We start from the raw sequence: 14,763 nt of genomic DNA on the forward strand, positions 1-14,763 counted from the left end.
GACGTCGACCTTCCGAGCCTCGACGTCGACCTTCCGAGCCTCGACGTCGACCTTCCGAGCCTCGACTTCGACCTTCCGAGCCTCGACGTCGACCTTCCGAGCCTCGACGTCGACCTTCCGAGCCTCGACTTCGATCCTCCGAGCCTCGACGTCGGTCTTCCGAGCCGGGTGGCCGGGGTTGGGGCAGCTGCCGGGTTGCCGTCCGCGGTTGGAGCGCATCAGCGAACAGAGAGCCGCCAGGTCAAACGCTGCCCTCGCCTCGCCGCGGCAGCACCCTGTCCAGCCCCTCGACGATCGGCCGCAGGCCGGCCTCCAGGGCCTGCAGGGCGCGCTGGGCGCGGGCCGCGTCGCCGGCCCGGGCGGCGGCTTCGAGGCGGCCGGCGATGGCGGCGATCTCGCTCATGCCGAGCAGGCCGGCGCGGCCCTTGAGGGTGTGGGCGAAGGGCACCACCGCACCCCAGGCCCGGGCATCCACATCGGCGCGCAGGCCCTGGGGGCCACCGGCAAACTGGTCGCGGAACTTGGCGAGGAGGCGCGGGTAGAGGGTCGGACTGATGCCGGTGTCGTTGATGGCGCAGTCCGGGTCGAGGCCGGGGATGCCCTCCAGCCCGGCCAGGGTGCTGGCGCCGGCGGGCTGCTGGGGCATCGTCGCCGGGGCGCTGGCGCCCTTGTAGTGGCGGCGTAGCACCGTGAACAGCTCGGCCAGGTCGTAGGGTTTGTCGAGGCAGCCGTTCATGCCGAGCTCGCGGCAGCGCTCCAGCACGCCGCGGCTGCTGTGGGCCGACAGGGCGTACACCGGCAGCGCGGCCAGCGCCGGCTGGGCGCGGATGCGGGTGATCGCCTCGTAGCCGTCCATGCCCGGCATCTGAAGGTCCATGAAGACGAGGTCGTAGTGGGCCGGCGCCAGGGCCGCCAGCTGGCCGAGGGCGTCGCTGCCGTCGGCGGCGCTGTCGACCTCCACGCCCCAGCGGCCGAGCAGGGCCACCGCCACGTCGCGGCTGGTGGAGTTGTCTTCGACCAGCAGCACGCGCATGCCGTCGAGGGCGCCGATGGCCACCTCGTCCTTGGCCGGCGGCAGCGGGGCGCGGCCGAGGATCTCGTCACACAGGCGTTGCAGCGCGCCCGGCAACAGCGGCTTGTCGCAGAAGTGCAGCACCGAGGGGTGGGTGTCGGGCATCTCCTCGTCGAGGGTGCGCGGCAGCGCCATCAGCGCGACGTGGCGCGGTGCCAGCTCGGGCTCGGCGGCCAGCCGGCGCAGGACTTCGCCGCCGTTGCTGTCGGGCAGGGTCCAGTCGAGGAAGAGAAGGTCGTAGGCGCGGCCCTCGCGGCGGGCCCCGGCGAGGCAATCGAACAGCTCGCTGCCGCAGCTCACCGCCTCGACGTCGTCGAGGCCGGCCAGCTGCAGCACGTCGATAAGGGCGAGGCGGGCCTCGGGGTAGTCGTCGGCCACCAGCACGCGCAGCGCCGGCAGGGCTTCGGCAGGGGCGCTGCCGGCGTCGTCGTCGCGGGACAGGGGGATCTCGACGATGAAGCGGCTGCCCTGGCCCGGCGCGCTCTTGACGCGGATCGTCCCGTCCATCGCCTCGACGAGCCGGCGCACGATGGCCAGCCCCAGCCCGGTGCCGCCGTAGCGGCGGGTGGTGGCGCCGTCGGCCTGCACGAAGTCGTCGAAGAGGTGTTCGATCTGGTCGGAACGCAGGCCGATGCCGGTGTCTTCGACGCTGAAGCGCACCCGTTCCCGCCCGTCGGTGGCAGGCTGGCGCTCGATGCGCAGCGAGACGTGGCCGGCGGGGGTGAACTTGACCGCGTTGGAGAGCAGGTTGCCGAGCACCTGGCCGATGCGCAGGGGGTCGCCGGTAAAACCGCTGGCGAGCAGCGCGGCGCTGTCCCGGCGCGACTCGAAGAGGAGCTCGACGCCCTTCTCGAGGGCCGCCCGCTCGACCAGCACGAAGGCGTTGGCGACCAGGTCTTCGAGCCGGAACGGGATGCGCTCGAGCTCGAGCCGGCCAGCCTCGATCTTGGAGAAGTCGAGGATGTCGTTGAGGGTGTCGAGGAGCGCCCGCCCGGAGATGCGGATCTTGCTGGCGTAGTCCCGCTGGCGCGGCGGCAGGCGGCTGCGCAGCAGCAGGTCGGCCATGCCGATCACCGCGTTGAGCGGGGTGCGGATCTCGTGACTCATGTTGGCCAGGAACAATGACTTGGCCTGGGTGGCGGCCTCGGCGCGGGCGCGGGCCTCCTGCAGCTCGCGGCCGATGCTCTCACGCTCGTCGATGTCGCGCTCGATGGCGTCGGCCATGCTGTTGAAGGTGGTGCGCAGGGTCTGGATCTCCTGCACCTCGTCTTCGCCGGTGAGGCGCACGTCGTACTGGCCGCGGGCCAGCTGGTCGGTGACGGCGCACATGTCCTCGATGGGACGCAGCACCTTCTGGCGCACGCTGCGCACGCCCCGCAGGGCCAGCAGCACGGTGGCCGTCATGCCGATGATGGCGGCGACGATCCAGTTGCGCAGGCGGTGGCGGGCGTCGGTCACCTGGCTGCCGGTGCGCCGGTCCACCTGCTCCTTGAGCGCCGCGATGGCGATGGCGCTGCGGGCCCGGTGCACGCTGTAGGCCTGGCCATGCACCAGGCGGATGGCCAGCGCCTGATCGGGCTTGCCCGCGGCCACAAAGGAGCGGGCCACCGGGTCGTAGAGCCCCTGGGCGGCCGCAAAGGCGACCTGCTCGAGGGCCTTGATGGCTTCGGCCTCGAGGCGCACGCGCTCGAGGGCGGACAGCTCGGCCTCCTCGAAACCGAGGGCCCGCATGCGCGCCCACACCGACTCCGGCGGGCGCTCGCTGCGCGGGTCGTAGGGCGTCGTGCCGGCGATCACGCGGCTCCAGAAGGTGGCCGGCTCGGCGTCGGTCACCGGCGGCTGGTCGCCTTCGCGGATCGCCAGAATCGCGTAGTAATAGGTGAGGTAGCGGCTCTCGCAGGTAACCACGTAGCTGCGTACCAGCCCGGACAGGGTGTCCATCTCGCGGCGCAGGTCGTCCACGTGGCGCAGGGCTTCGAGGCGATGGTCCTGCTCCGCCTGGGCGCGGTTGAAGGCATTCAGGACGAGTATCGAGATCGACCCATTGATGCCGACGATCAGCAACAGGGTTGCCGAGAAAAGAAGGGAGAGCTTGCTGAGCTTCATGGCCTTGCGCGCAGCATACTCCGGCACATGCCCGATCCGGGCACCCGGACCGGCGGCGACACACCGTTTCACGCAAGATCGCGGCAGATCGCCGCCCGGGCCGCCGGCGGCCCGGATCCGGCCCCCGATTGGCGCCTCAGATTGGCGCCTCAGTCAGCCTTGAGGCAGCCCTCAGGCAGCCGTCGCCAGGCGGCGCAGGCGCACGCTCTTCTCGCTCAGCAGATCCAGCACGCAATAAAAGGCGCCGGCCGCCAGCGGCGGGTTGGCCACCGGCCAACCGAGGCCGGGCAGCGCGCTGCGCCAGGCCCAGTTGCCGAGGGCTGTGCCCCACAGCTCCATCACCAGCGACAGCAGGAACATCGTCATGTACAGCCGCGGCGCCGGCCCCCAGCGCACGCAGGCCAGGAAGATGAGCAGCAGCGGCGGCCCCAGCCAGTCGAGCCGGGCCACCGCCAGGGCGCTCACCGCCGCCAGCGCCAGCCACGGCACGGTGCGGAACAGCCGCGCCGGCAGCCGATCAGAGAGCTTCAGCCCCAGCCAGTAAAGCAGCACGTGCCCGGGCGGCACGAAGAGGGGCAGGTTGCCCAGCCGGTAGTCGTAAAGCCCACACACCAGCGACAGCACGAGTTCGCCGGCGGTGGCGATGACGAGGCAGGCCACGAGACGCGGACGCCAGGCGCGCTCACGCCACATCAGCAACCCGCACACACCCCACGCCCACAGGCTGACCAGCGGCTGCCCCCAGGCCCCGCCGAAACGGTCGACCAGCAGCCCGACGGCGATCGTCAGACCCGCGAGGAGCGACAACCTGGCGTCCGTCACGGCGCGCTCATGCCCGGGGAAAAGGCATCACGTGAGCGGCACGAAGGCAAGCTACAGGCACCGGCCCCACTGCCGTCGCCCAGCGTTCGTGAAGAAACAGTAGCGAGCGGCCCGAGGTCGCGACGAGGCGCGGAGCTGTACTGGCGTACAGCGAGCACCGGAGCCGCGAGATCGGGCCGCGCAGTAGGTTTATTCACGAACGCGTCATTCGATGCCCTGGCTGGCGAGGTACTCCTCGTAGGTGCCGCGGTAGTCGACGATGTCGCCCGGGCCGCGGATCTCGAGGATGCGGGTGGCGATCGACGACACGAAGGCGCGGTCGTGGGAGACGAAGAACAGCGTGCCGCCGAAATCGGCGATGCCCGAGTTGAGGGACTCGATGGACTCCATGTCCATGTGGTTGGTCGGCTCGTCGAGGAGCAACACGTTTTTGCGCTGGAGCATCAGCTTGCCGAACAGCATGCGGCCCTGCTCGCCACCGGAGATCACCTTGACCGACTTCTTCACGTCGTCGCCCTTGAAGAGCAAGCGGCCCAGGGTGCCGCGGATCAGGGTCTCGGCGTCGTCGCCTTCGTAGCCGCCCTCACGCACGTAGCCGCTGATCCAGTCGGTGAGGTTCTCGCCGCTGGCGAAATCTTCGGCGTGATCCTGGGCGTAGTAGCCGAGCTTGGCCTTCTCGGCCCACTTGATGGTGCCGAACTGGGGCGCCAGCCCGTGCAGGCCGGGGCCGACCAGCAGCTTGAGCAGGGTTGTCTTGCCGATGCCGTTCTCGCCGATGATGGCGATGCGGTCGTTGGCGTCGGCGGTGAAGGTGAAGTTCTTGATGATCGGGGTGGCCGGGTCGTAGCCGAAGGTGAGGTTCTCGATCTCGACGGCCTGGCGGTGCAGCTTGTCCTTCTCGTCGTAGTCGAAGCGGATCCACGGGTACTGGCGGCTGGAGGGCTTGAACTCGTCGATCTTGATCTTCTCGATCTGCTTGGCGCGGCTGGTGGCCTGGCGGGCCTTGGACTTGTTGGCGCTGAAGCGGCGCACGAACTCCTGCAGCTCCTGGACCTTTTCCTTGGCCTTCTGGTTGGCGTTGGCCTGGCGCTCGCGGGCCTGGGTGGACGCCTCGATGTAATCGTCCCACGTGCCCGGCCACACCTGGATGCGGCCGTAGTCGAGGTCGGCCATGTGGGTGCACACCTGGTTCAGGAAGTGGCGGTCGTGGGAGATGATGATCATCGTGGAGTTGCGCTGGTTGAGCACCTCCTCCAGCCAGCGGATCGTGTTGATGTCGAGGTTGTTGGTGGGCTCGTCGAGCAGCAGGATGTCCGGGTTGGCGAACAGGGCCTGGGCCAGCAGCACGCGCAGCTTCCAGCCCGGCGCGACTTCGCGCATCGGGCCGTTGTGCTGCTCGGTCGGGATGCCGACGCCGTGCAGCAGCTCGCCGGCGCGGGCCTCGGCGGTGTAGCCGTCGTACTCGGCAAAGTGGCCTTCCAGCTCGGCCGCCTTCATGTAGTCGTCCTCGGTCGCCTCCGGGTTGGCGTAGATGGCGTCCTTCTCCTGCATGCAGGCCCACATCTCGGCGTGGCCCTGCATCACCACGTCGAGCACGCGGACGTCTTCATAGGCGAACTGATCCTGCTTCAGGAAGGCCATGCGCTCGCCGCTGTCGATGGCCACGTTGCCGGCGCTGGGCTCCAGCACGCCGGCCAGGATCTTCATGAAGGTGGACTTGCCGGCCCCGTTGGCGCCGATCAGGCCGTAGCGGTTGCCTTCGCCGAACTTGACGGAGACGTTCTCGAAAAGGGGCTTGGCCCCGAACTGCATGGTGATGTTGTTGGCGATGAGCACGACTGGAATTCCTCAAGTCCCGACAGGCGGAACGGCAAGACTGGGCACAAACGGAAAACGCCGGCTCGTGGCCGGCGAAGCTTCACTGAAATTTACCATATCTTTCAAGCACCTGAGAAATTATCTGAGGTGCCCTGGCAGGGCGCTGCAGCGCTCCTTCAGATAAGGGACGGCCCCGACACGATCTCCGCGGCCTCGCGCTCGGAAATGCGCACGGTGGCGGTGGCGATCACATGCACGGTGAGCCAGTCGTGCAGGCGGATGGCGCCGTCGCCCTCAAAGGAGACGAAACGGCAGCCGAGCAGCCCGCCATCGGTGCCGACCGTGAAGTTCATCGTGTCGGCCACCCCGAAGATCCGCTCGGGAATACCGTCGAGGCTGAGCTCGAAGGACACCTGGCGCGGCTCGATGAGCGGCGCACCGAAGGGCACAGAGAACCCCTCCAGGGACAGATCATTGACCGGCAGACGCGCCCCGTCGATCACCACCCAGAAACATACATTGCCCCAGCGCCGGGCCACGAAACGCTGACGCTTGCGCCGCTCGCCGGGCAACCCGTCGGCCGGAGAGTTCTTATTCATTTTTTACGCAACCCCAAAAACAATAAAATCGCACCAAACGCCCCTTAACACCCGCAATATACCTCATCAATTAAAATTTATTGCAAAAACAATAAAAACAAAATCAATTCGCGCGTGATTTTGTTTGCACAGAGCGGTTACGGAGCTCGAACACAAAACTTTACGCATTCTCGTCGGAATATTTTACACAGCGAACAAGACACACTTTTTAAACAAGTTAAATTATTGTTTTATAAAAACAATCTCATTGCGGGCACGCATATTGCTCTAGAAGCCCAGGCGGAAATAAAAATGATCCGCTCAAAATTTTTTGACAAATTCCTTTTTGGAGTTAGACGAATGAAAAAGCATCTTCTCGCCCTTGCCCTGATCGCCGCCGCTGGCGCGGCTCAAGCCGGCAACGCCATCATCGATTCGTTCGACAACGGCGACCAGACCATCGAACTGGACGCTGCCAACCCGACCGGCACCCTCACCAACGGCTTCCGCACCCTGAGCTCCACCCTGCTGAGCTCCTCCGCTCCGGTGAGCAGCTCCGCTTCCGTGTCCTTCGGCATCCTCGACATCACCAACGGCGGCGGCGAAGACTCCACCGTGACCGTGCAGTGGAACGTTGGCGCCCTGTCGATCCCCACCGGCGCGACCGACATCGGCTTCCTGTTCAAGATCCTCGAGTCCGACGGCAACCCGACCGACGTGGCCTTCTCCCTGAACGGCACCCCGATCTTCTCGTCCGCCATTCCGGGCAACACCACCAACGCCGACGTGAGCTTCACCCTGTCCGATCCGTCGCTGATCACCTCCGGCGGCCTGCTCGAGCTGGTCATCAACGGCGCCTCCGGCTGGGACCTGTCCCTCGACGCCTTCGGCGTGAGTTGGACCGACCCGGTTGTCCCGACCAACCCGATCCCGGAACCCGCTTCCATGGCCCTGATCGGCCTGGGCGCCCTGGGTCTGGCTGCCATCCGTCGTCGCAAGTAATTTCCGCAGCTTCGTTCCCGGCCCCGCCGGGAACGCGCCGGAAAACATAAAGGCCACCGCGAGGTGGCCTTTATGTTTTAGCAACCCGCAAGACGCGGTGCCTTATTCCTCGTCCATCGCGGCGGAGGTGTACACCGCCTGCACGTCGTCGAGGGACTCGATGGCGTCCAGCAGCTTCTGCATGCGCACTGCGTCGTCGCCGGCGAGTTCGGTCTCGTTGAGGGGCTTCATCGTGACCTCGCCGAACTCGGCGGTGAAGCCGGCCTTTTCGAGGGCCTCCTTCACTTCGCCAAACTGGTAGGGGTCGGTGGTGACCTCGATGGAGCCGTCGTCGTTGGTGCCCACGTCGTCGGCGCCGGCCTCAAGGGCCGCCTCCATCAGCGCGTCTTCCGAGGTGCCCGGCGCAAACAGCAACTGGCCGCAATGCTTGAACTGGAAGGCCACGCAGCCGTCGGTGCCCATGTTGCCGCCATACTTGTTGAAGGCGTGGCGGACGTCGGCAACCGTGCGGGTTTTGTTGTCGGTGAGGCAATCGACCATCACCGCCGCGCCGCCGATGCCGTAGCCCTCGTAGCGGGCCTCTTCATAGGTCACGCCCTCGAGCTCGCCGGTGCCCTTTTTAATGGCCCGGTCGATGTTGTCGGCGGGCATGTTGACGGCCTTGCCCTTGTCCACCGCCAGGCGCAGACGCGGGTTGAAGTTGATGTCACCACCGCCCATGCGGGCCGCAACGGTGATTTCCTTGGCCAGCCGCGAAAACACACGGCCGCGCTTCTCGTCCTGCCGGCCCTTGCGGTGCTGGATATTGGCCCATTTGGAATGACCCGCCATGATGCGCTAACCCTATCAATCGAAAGCCGAAAATTATAACCCACGGCACAGCGGCTGCCCACGCCGCAGCGGTTTTACGCGGCCCGACGCCCGGGCCGCCGCGCCGCGCTCCGGGCGGGTCAGCCGCCCTGCTTACGGGCAGGTAGCCTGGGTCGGGCGCCCCGAGCGCGTCACGGGCACGCCGCGGGCCAGCGAGAAATACGGATCGCAGGCCGGCGGCGAGGCTGCGGTGTGCACCTCGACGGGGGCGGACGGCGCCCCTTCGGCCGAGCCGGCCAGCGGGCGCAAGGTGTAGCGGTAGTGGCTCTCGGCGCGCAGGCCATCGTCCACCCACGAGACGCGCCCGCCGTCGACCCGCGCCCGCGGCTGGGCTTCGCCACCGGCGTCGGCCCGCTCGACGATGTAGGCCGTCGCCCCGGCCACCGGCGCCCACGCCAGCGCCACCTGGGCCGCGCTGCGGTCGACGACCCGCAGCACCGGCGCCGGCCGGCCCTCGGCGGCCAGACGCCCGCCACCGCCGGCGAGCCGCTCGGCCATCCGCCACACTGCGGCGATCTGTACCCCGTCCTTGCGGGCGTAGGTACCGGCGCGCTTGTCGAAGAGAAAATCGTTGTAGCCCCACCAGTCCCAGCAGCCCATCGGGTTGACCGGGTTCAGGAGCGTGCTGCGGGCCTGGGGGTAGAGCACCACGATGCGGCCGGCGTCGGCCCATTCGTTGAAGCCGGCGGTGGTGGCGAAGCGCGTGCCGAGGCGGCCCGCGTCCTGCTGGCAACCATGGAAGGCGATGTGCAGCCGGCAGGTGGCGCCGTTGCGGCAGGCGGCCGGCACGTACACATAGCCGGTGTCGCCCATCGCGATCTTGGCCGGGGCCACCGGGCTACCGCTGCGCTTGCGGGTGAAGGGCGCCTGCGCGAAGGGCTCCAGCCGGCCGCCGAGGGCCGCCGTGGCGGTGCGCTCGAGCGGGCCATAGAACATCTGCAGCGCCGCGCCGGCGGCGTCGTAGAGCGCCCCCGGCTGGCCGGGCTCGGGGCAGGCGTTGATGAAGCGGCCGCCGGTTTGCGCGCACACGTTGCAGCTGCCGCCGGGGCTGTCGGCGCAGGCCGCGGAGACCTGGGCGTGGCCGGCGTTGAGCTGGTCTTTATAGAAGATCTGCCCGGCCGGGGTGAAGGCCTTGTACCAGTCGCGCAGGGCATCGCTCACCGGCTTCTTGACGACGCCGTCGTTGTAGCCATGGAAGATCCACACGCTCTGCCCGGCGAGGCCCGCTGGCGGGTCGATGTCGCCCCGCGCGCCCCAGCCGCGGGTGGCGGCGACCATCCGCGCGAGCTGCCTGCCGTCGATGGCCTGGGGCCGGTAATCCGGGTCGCCCTGCATGCAGCGGCCGATCGCCCGGCTCACCGCGGCGGCGCCGAGGGAATCGTCGAGGGCGCAGAAATACGGCCCGCCAGCGGTGGCCGCGACGCCCCGCACCGAGGCCGAGTGGGCCACGCCCATCTGCACCGCCATGAAGGCGCCGGACGAGATGCCCGACACCGTGGTCTGGCCAAGGTCGAGCTTGAGCTCCGGCAGCGCGCCGGGCGCGGCCTGGGCCGATGCGGCCAGCAGCACACCCAGCGCGAAGCCCGCCCGCCGGGCCGCGGACAAGATTGAGAAAGCCATGACGGCGCTCCTTCGGGTCGATGATCGAACTTCAGGTTAGCCCCGAATGATGCACAGCACAATGACAGATCCGTTACCCCTCTGCTCCGCCCGGCGGCGCCGCTGGCTCCGCTCCGCCAATCAGGCTACCCTTGGCGTTTTGATCCTCCCGCCCGGAGAACCGCCATGACCGAGCCCCTGCTCATCGCCAAGTCCAAGACCCAGGAAATCCACCTGCTGCCCCAGCTCGCCAACCGCCACGGTCTCATCACCGGCGCCACAGGCACTGGCAAGACGGTGACGCTGCAGAAGATGGCCGAATCCTTCGCCAACATCGGCGTACCGGTGTTCATGGCCGACGTGAAGGGCGACCTTTCCGGCGTGGGCGCGGCGGGCGTCGAGTCGCCCAAGCTCAAGGAGCGCCTGGCCGCGCTGGGCATCGCCAGCTTCACCCCGCGGCCGTGCACCACGGTGTTCTGGGACGTCTTCGGCGAGGCCGGCCACCCGGTGCGGGCCACGGTGTCCGACATGGGCCCGCTGCTGCTCACCCGCCTGCTCAACCTCAACGAGACCCAGTCGGGCGTGCTGCAGCTGGTGTTCAAGATCGCCGACGACCAGGGCCTGCTGATCATCGACCTCAAAGACCTGCGCGCCGTGCTGCAGTACGTGGGCGAGAACGCCAAGGAGTACACCACCTCCTACGGCAACATCTCGGCCGCCTCGATCGGTGCCATCCAGCGCGGCCTGCTGGCCATCGAGACCCAGGGCGGCGACAAGTTCTTCGGCGAGCCGATGCTAGACATTGCCGACCTGATGCAGACCGACGCCGACGGCCGCGGGGTCGTCAACATCCTCGCCGCCGACAAGCTCTACAACTCGCCCAAGCTCTACTCCACCTTCCTGCTGTGGATGCTGGCCGAACTCTTCGAGCAGCTCCCCGAAGTTGGCGACGTGGACAAGCCCAAGCTGGTGTTCTTCTTCGACGAGGCCCACCTGCTCTTCAACGACGCCCCCAAGGCGCTGCTCGAGAAGATCGAGCAGGTGGTGCGCCTGATCCGCTCGAAGGGCGTCGGCGTTTACTTTGTCACCCAGAACCCGCTGGATGTGCCCGAGACCGTGCTCGGCCAGCTCGGCAACCGGGTGCAGCACGCCCTGCGGGCCTTCACCCCGCGCGACCAGAAGGCCGTCAAGACCGCCGCCGAAACCATGCGCGCCAACCCCGAGTTCGACGCCGCCACCGTCATCACCGAACTCGGCGTCGGCGAGGCGCTGGTGTCCTTCCTCGATGAAAAAGGCCGCCCCCACATCGTCGAGCGCGCCGCCATCATCGCCCCCGACTCCCGCCTCGGCCCGCTCAGCCCGGCCGAACGCAAGGCCGCCATCGAGAACTCGGTGATCTACGGCCACTACGAAGAGGTGGTGGACCGGGAATCGGCCTTCGAGGTGCTGCAGGGCAAGGCCCCCGCGGCGTCGGCCGCCGGCAACGGCAATACCAACGGCGGCGGTGCAGCCCCGGCCGAAGCGGGCGGCGGCGGGCTGCTCGGCGGGCTCAGCGAACTGCTCTTCGGCAGCACCGGCCCCCGCGGCGGGCGCCACCCCGGCCTCGCCGAACAGGCCGCCCGCAGCGCGGTGCGCACCGTGGGCTCCAGCATCGGCCGCGAGATCGTGCGCGGCGTGCTGGGCTCCATCCTGGGCGGCGGCCGGCGGCGCTGAGCGGCCTGCCGAAGGGCCGGCGTCGATGAAGATTCACCCGACGGAGGGTCTCCGCGACCCTCCGTCGCCTCATTTTTAGGCAAGCGAGGGTCCGCGGGAGGGTCGGCTGCCTCATTTTGAGGCGGCGCTGCCTAAACTTTAGGCGCTACCGCCTCATCTTTAGGCGAGGCTGCCTCATTTTTAGGCAAGCGAGGGTCGCCGGGAGGGTCGGCTGCCTAACTTTTAGGCGACGCTGCCTCATCTTTAGGCGACGTCGCCTAATCTTTAGGGTGCACCGCCTCACTTTTAGGCGGCATTGCCTTATTTTGAGGCGCCGCAGCCCAAGTTTCGGGCAAGCCTGCCCATCCCTCAGGCTGCGGCGCAGAAACACTCATCGACACCGCCGAAGCAACAGGCCTGAGACACCCGTCGGGCGCCCCGGCGCCGCTACCACACCCCCAGCTCGACCAGCTGCCGCGTCGCCGCCTCGCTCCAGCCCCGGTTGGCGGCCGGGCTGGCGGGGCTGGGGTGGAGCACCCGCCCGAAGCGCAGCGGCAGCCCGGCCAGCGCCTCGCGGGCGCGCTGCTCGGCCCACGCCCCGACGCCGATCACCCACTCCGGCTGCAATATCCCGATGCTCTCCCGCAGGTGGGCGTCGCAGGCCGCCAGCAGCGGCCCCTGCTCGGCGGCCGGCAGCTTGTCGGGCGTGACATTGCGGCCGCCGTCAAAAAACGCCAGCGGGCAGTAGTTGGCCACGAAGTGCTCGGCAAAGAAGGCCTCGGCGCTGCCGAAGCGCTCGGCGAACAGCCCCCACAGGCGCCGCCCGCTCACCTCGGAGCGGGCGCACGCGAAGCCCTCGATCGGGCGCTTGGGGTTCTGCTCGGCCGGCGCCACGATCTCGGCCTCGATGCCCATCCAGTCGCGCACCGCGGCGATCTCGCCAAACGGCACGCCGGTCTGCACCATGCCGAAGGGCCCCGGGTTCATGCCCACCAAGATCACCCGCTTCAGCCCCCGACCAAAGCGCTGCAGGTAGGCCGCGTTGCCCGCCCAGGCGTAGTCGAAGGGGTTATAGACGTGGGACACCGGCGCCGCGAAGCGCATTGGAGCAAGGGCCGCCGACAGCTTGCGGGCGGCGGCTTCGAGGGGTGTGTCGAGCATGGGATCAGGCCTTTGCGGAGACGGCTGCGGGGGCAACCTGGAAACGGTAGTTGGACGCGCCCGATGGTGCGCCTGGGCGGGTGTCTGGCGCGAAGCGACAACCCGGCAGGCTGATGCCTGCAAGGCGGAGCGACAAAGCCAGGCGACCGTCCAGGCGTGCCAGCAGGCGTGTAGCGCGCTCACCTCCTGAGCAAGCGTCGGCGAAGGGACTACGGTGAGTTTTCATCCGGCCGCTGAGATGACCGATAGCGGTCAACTGCCGTTTCCAGGTTCATGCCACGGCGCAACCTTGAACAGCAGCAACATGCCGGGCACCGCCAGCACGCCGCACAACATGAAGAAATCGAACCAGCCGAAGTATTCCACCAGCCAGCCCGCCGAGGCGTTGATGAAGGTGCGCGGCACCGCCATCAGGCTGGTGAACAGCGCCAGCTGGGTGGCCGTGTAGGCCGGGTGGGTGGTGCGCGCCATGTAGGCCACGAAGGCGGTGGTGCCCAGGCCCACCCCCAGCGCCTCCAGGCCGATCACCGCCGCCAGCACCCACAGCCGGCCGGCGTCGGCCTCGGCCGGCCCCAGCCAGGCCAGCCACGCGAAGCCGAAGATCGCCAGCCACTGCACCACCCCGAACACCCACAGGGCCCGGTTGATGCCCAGCTTCACCATCCACAGCCCGCCCAGCAGGCCGCCGATCACGCTCGGCCACAGCCCGGCGTTCTTGGCGATCAGGCCGACCTCGGTCTTGCTGAAACCCATCTCGAGGTAGAAAGGCGTGGCCAGCGCGGTGCACAGCGAATCGCCCAGCTTGTACAAAAAGATGAAGGCCAGCACCACCAGCGCCGAGCGCAGCCCGTGGCGGCCGAAGAACTCGCGGAAGGGCTCGACCACCGCGTCGCGCAGGGTGCGCGGCGCCCTGGCGGCGGCGGCGGGCTCCTTCACCAGCAGGGTCATCACCAGGCCCGGCGCCATGAACAGCGCGGTGATCACGAACACCTGCGACCACGGCAGGCGGTCGGCCAGCACCAGCGCCAGGCTGCCCGGCACCAGCCCGGCCAGCTTGTAGGCGTTCACGTGGATGGCGTTGCCGATGCCCAGCTCGATCTCGGGCAAGAGCTCGCGGCGGTAGGCATCCAGCACGATGTCGAGGGTCGCCGACAAAAAGGCGATCAGCGCAGTGAGCCCCACCACCAGCCCCAGCTGGGCGGTGGGCGACAGGGTGCCGAGCCAGGCGATCGCGCCGAGCAGCAGCAGCATGGTGAGCGCCATCCAGCCGCGCCGGCGGCCCAGCAGGGGCAGCGCGTAGCGGTCGAGGAAGGGCGACCACACGAACTTCCAGGTGTAGGGAAACTGGATCAAGGCAAAGGCCCCGATGGCCTTCAGCGACAGGCCCTCGGTCTTCAGCCAGGCCGGCACGAGGTTGAGCAGCAGGTAGAGCGGCAGGCCCGAGGAAAAACCGGTCAGCACGCAGATCAGCATGCGGCGGTTGGCCAGGGCGCGCCAGGGGGATTCGGTCATGGGGAGAAGACGGCAGCGGACGAGCCCGGATGATAACAATCGGTTACTTGCTTCCGGCGCCGGGCCACCGAAAAATGCGATGCTCACGATACAACCAACAAAAGAGGAGACCCGCCATGTACACCGTCACCGTGGCCTTCCGGGCCGACCGGGAATTCGAATTCCACGTGCACGCGGACGACGTCGCCGGGCTCGACCAAAGCAGCGCGCGGGAGTGGCTGCACGAGGAGTTCGACGAACTCGAATGCACCCCCACCAACCCGGTGGGCAAGGTGCTGGTGCTCGACGTAATCCTCAACGTGGCCAAATACGGCGGCGAGCAGCGCTTCGCCCAGGGCGGCGAATGGGCCCGCCGCTTCGCCAGCTGCGTGGCGGTAGCCCTCGACCGCCCCGTGGTGCGCATCGACGTGCCCGGCTTCGTGGTCGGCTGAGGCCCCCCGGCGCTGGCGCTGCGCACCAGCACCGCCCCCCGAGGGGGCGGGCCGGAAAGCTTGGGGCGGCCCGGCGCTTTTCTGCGACGCCCCCGGCGCT

12 protein-coding genes are annotated in these 14,763 nt (G+C 68.3%); 3 read left to right on the top strand and 9 right to left on the bottom strand.

What is annotated here, in order from left to right:
* From ZRA01_RS20905 to ZRA01_RS18025, 5 genes are all read right to left on the bottom strand, one after another.
* On the bottom strand, positions 1–219 hold a 219-nt coding region (locus ZRA01_RS20905), incomplete at its 3' end, for a hypothetical protein (RefSeq protein ID WP_218028751.1).
* A 22-nt stretch (positions 220–241) separates the two neighbouring features.
* Positions 242–3,178: a hybrid sensor histidine kinase/response regulator gene (locus ZRA01_RS18010; protein ID WP_141354751.1), complete on the bottom strand. Its 2,937-nt coding sequence runs from the start codon at positions 3,176–3,178 to the stop codon at positions 242–244.
* 171 nt (positions 3,179–3,349) lie between these two features.
* Positions 3,350–4,000, bottom strand: a complete 651-nt coding sequence (locus tag ZRA01_RS18015) for a hypothetical protein (RefSeq protein ID WP_141354752.1) — start codon at positions 3,998–4,000, stop codon at positions 3,350–3,352.
* A 204-nt stretch (positions 4,001–4,204) separates the two neighbouring features.
* Entirely contained in the window at positions 4,205–5,836 is a 1,632-nt protein-coding gene (locus ZRA01_RS18020; RefSeq protein ID WP_141354753.1) for an ABC-F family ATPase, read from the bottom strand.
* Positions 5,837–5,994: 158 nt separating this feature from the next.
* On the bottom strand, positions 5,995–6,417 hold the full coding sequence (locus tag ZRA01_RS18025; protein WP_141354754.1) for a PilZ domain-containing protein: 423 nt from the start codon (positions 6,415–6,417) through the stop codon (positions 5,995–5,997).
* Positions 6,418–6,756: 339 nt separating this feature from the next.
* Between ZRA01_RS18025 and ZRA01_RS18030 the strand changes: the two genes are divergently transcribed.
* Complete coding sequence (locus ZRA01_RS18030) at positions 6,757–7,398, top strand: PEP-CTERM sorting domain-containing protein (RefSeq protein WP_141354755.1); 642 nt, start codon at positions 6,757–6,759, stop codon at positions 7,396–7,398.
* Positions 7,399–7,500: 102 nt separating this feature from the next.
* Here the strand turns inward: ZRA01_RS18030 and ZRA01_RS18035 are convergent, their stop codons facing one another.
* Complete coding sequence (locus tag ZRA01_RS18035; RefSeq protein WP_141354756.1) at positions 7,501–8,229, bottom strand: YebC/PmpR family DNA-binding transcriptional regulator; 729 nt, start codon at positions 8,227–8,229, stop codon at positions 7,501–7,503.
* Between the two features lie 132 nt (positions 8,230–8,361).
* Positions 8,362–9,888 carry an extracellular catalytic domain type 2 short-chain-length polyhydroxyalkanoate depolymerase gene (locus ZRA01_RS18040; RefSeq protein WP_141354757.1) on the bottom strand — a complete coding sequence of 509 codons (1,527 nt, stop codon included), beginning with the start codon at positions 9,886–9,888 and terminating at the stop codon, positions 8,362–8,364.
* Positions 9,889–10,053: 165 nt separating this feature from the next.
* Here ZRA01_RS18040 and ZRA01_RS18045 point away from each other — a divergent pair, with 165 nt between their 5' ends.
* Complete coding sequence (locus ZRA01_RS18045) at positions 10,054–11,580, top strand: helicase HerA-like C-terminal domain-containing protein (protein ID WP_141354758.1); 1,527 nt, start codon at positions 10,054–10,056, stop codon at positions 11,578–11,580.
* Between the two features lie 426 nt (positions 11,581–12,006).
* On the opposite strand, the gene ZRA01_RS18050 is transcribed toward ZRA01_RS18045, so the two are convergent.
* Both ZRA01_RS18050 and ZRA01_RS18055 read right to left on the bottom strand, forming a co-directional pair.
* Entirely contained in the window at positions 12,007–12,720 is a 714-nt protein-coding gene (locus tag ZRA01_RS18050; RefSeq protein ID WP_141354759.1) for a uracil-DNA glycosylase family protein, read from the bottom strand.
* A gap of 252 nt (positions 12,721–12,972) precedes the next feature.
* Positions 12,973–14,232, bottom strand: a complete 1,260-nt coding sequence (locus ZRA01_RS18055) for an AmpG family muropeptide MFS transporter (RefSeq protein ID WP_141354760.1) — start codon at positions 14,230–14,232, stop codon at positions 12,973–12,975.
* Positions 14,233–14,348: 116 nt separating this feature from the next.
* Between ZRA01_RS18055 and ZRA01_RS18060 the strand changes: the two genes are divergently transcribed.
* Entirely contained in the window at positions 14,349–14,663 is a 315-nt protein-coding gene (locus ZRA01_RS18060; protein ID WP_141354761.1) for a hypothetical protein, read from the top strand.
* The last annotated feature ends 100 nt before the right edge of the window (positions 14,664–14,763 follow it).

This window comes from Zoogloea ramigera, from assembly GCF_006539865.1.
GTDB lineage: Bacteria > Pseudomonadota > Gammaproteobacteria > Burkholderiales > Rhodocyclaceae > Zoogloea > Zoogloea ramigera.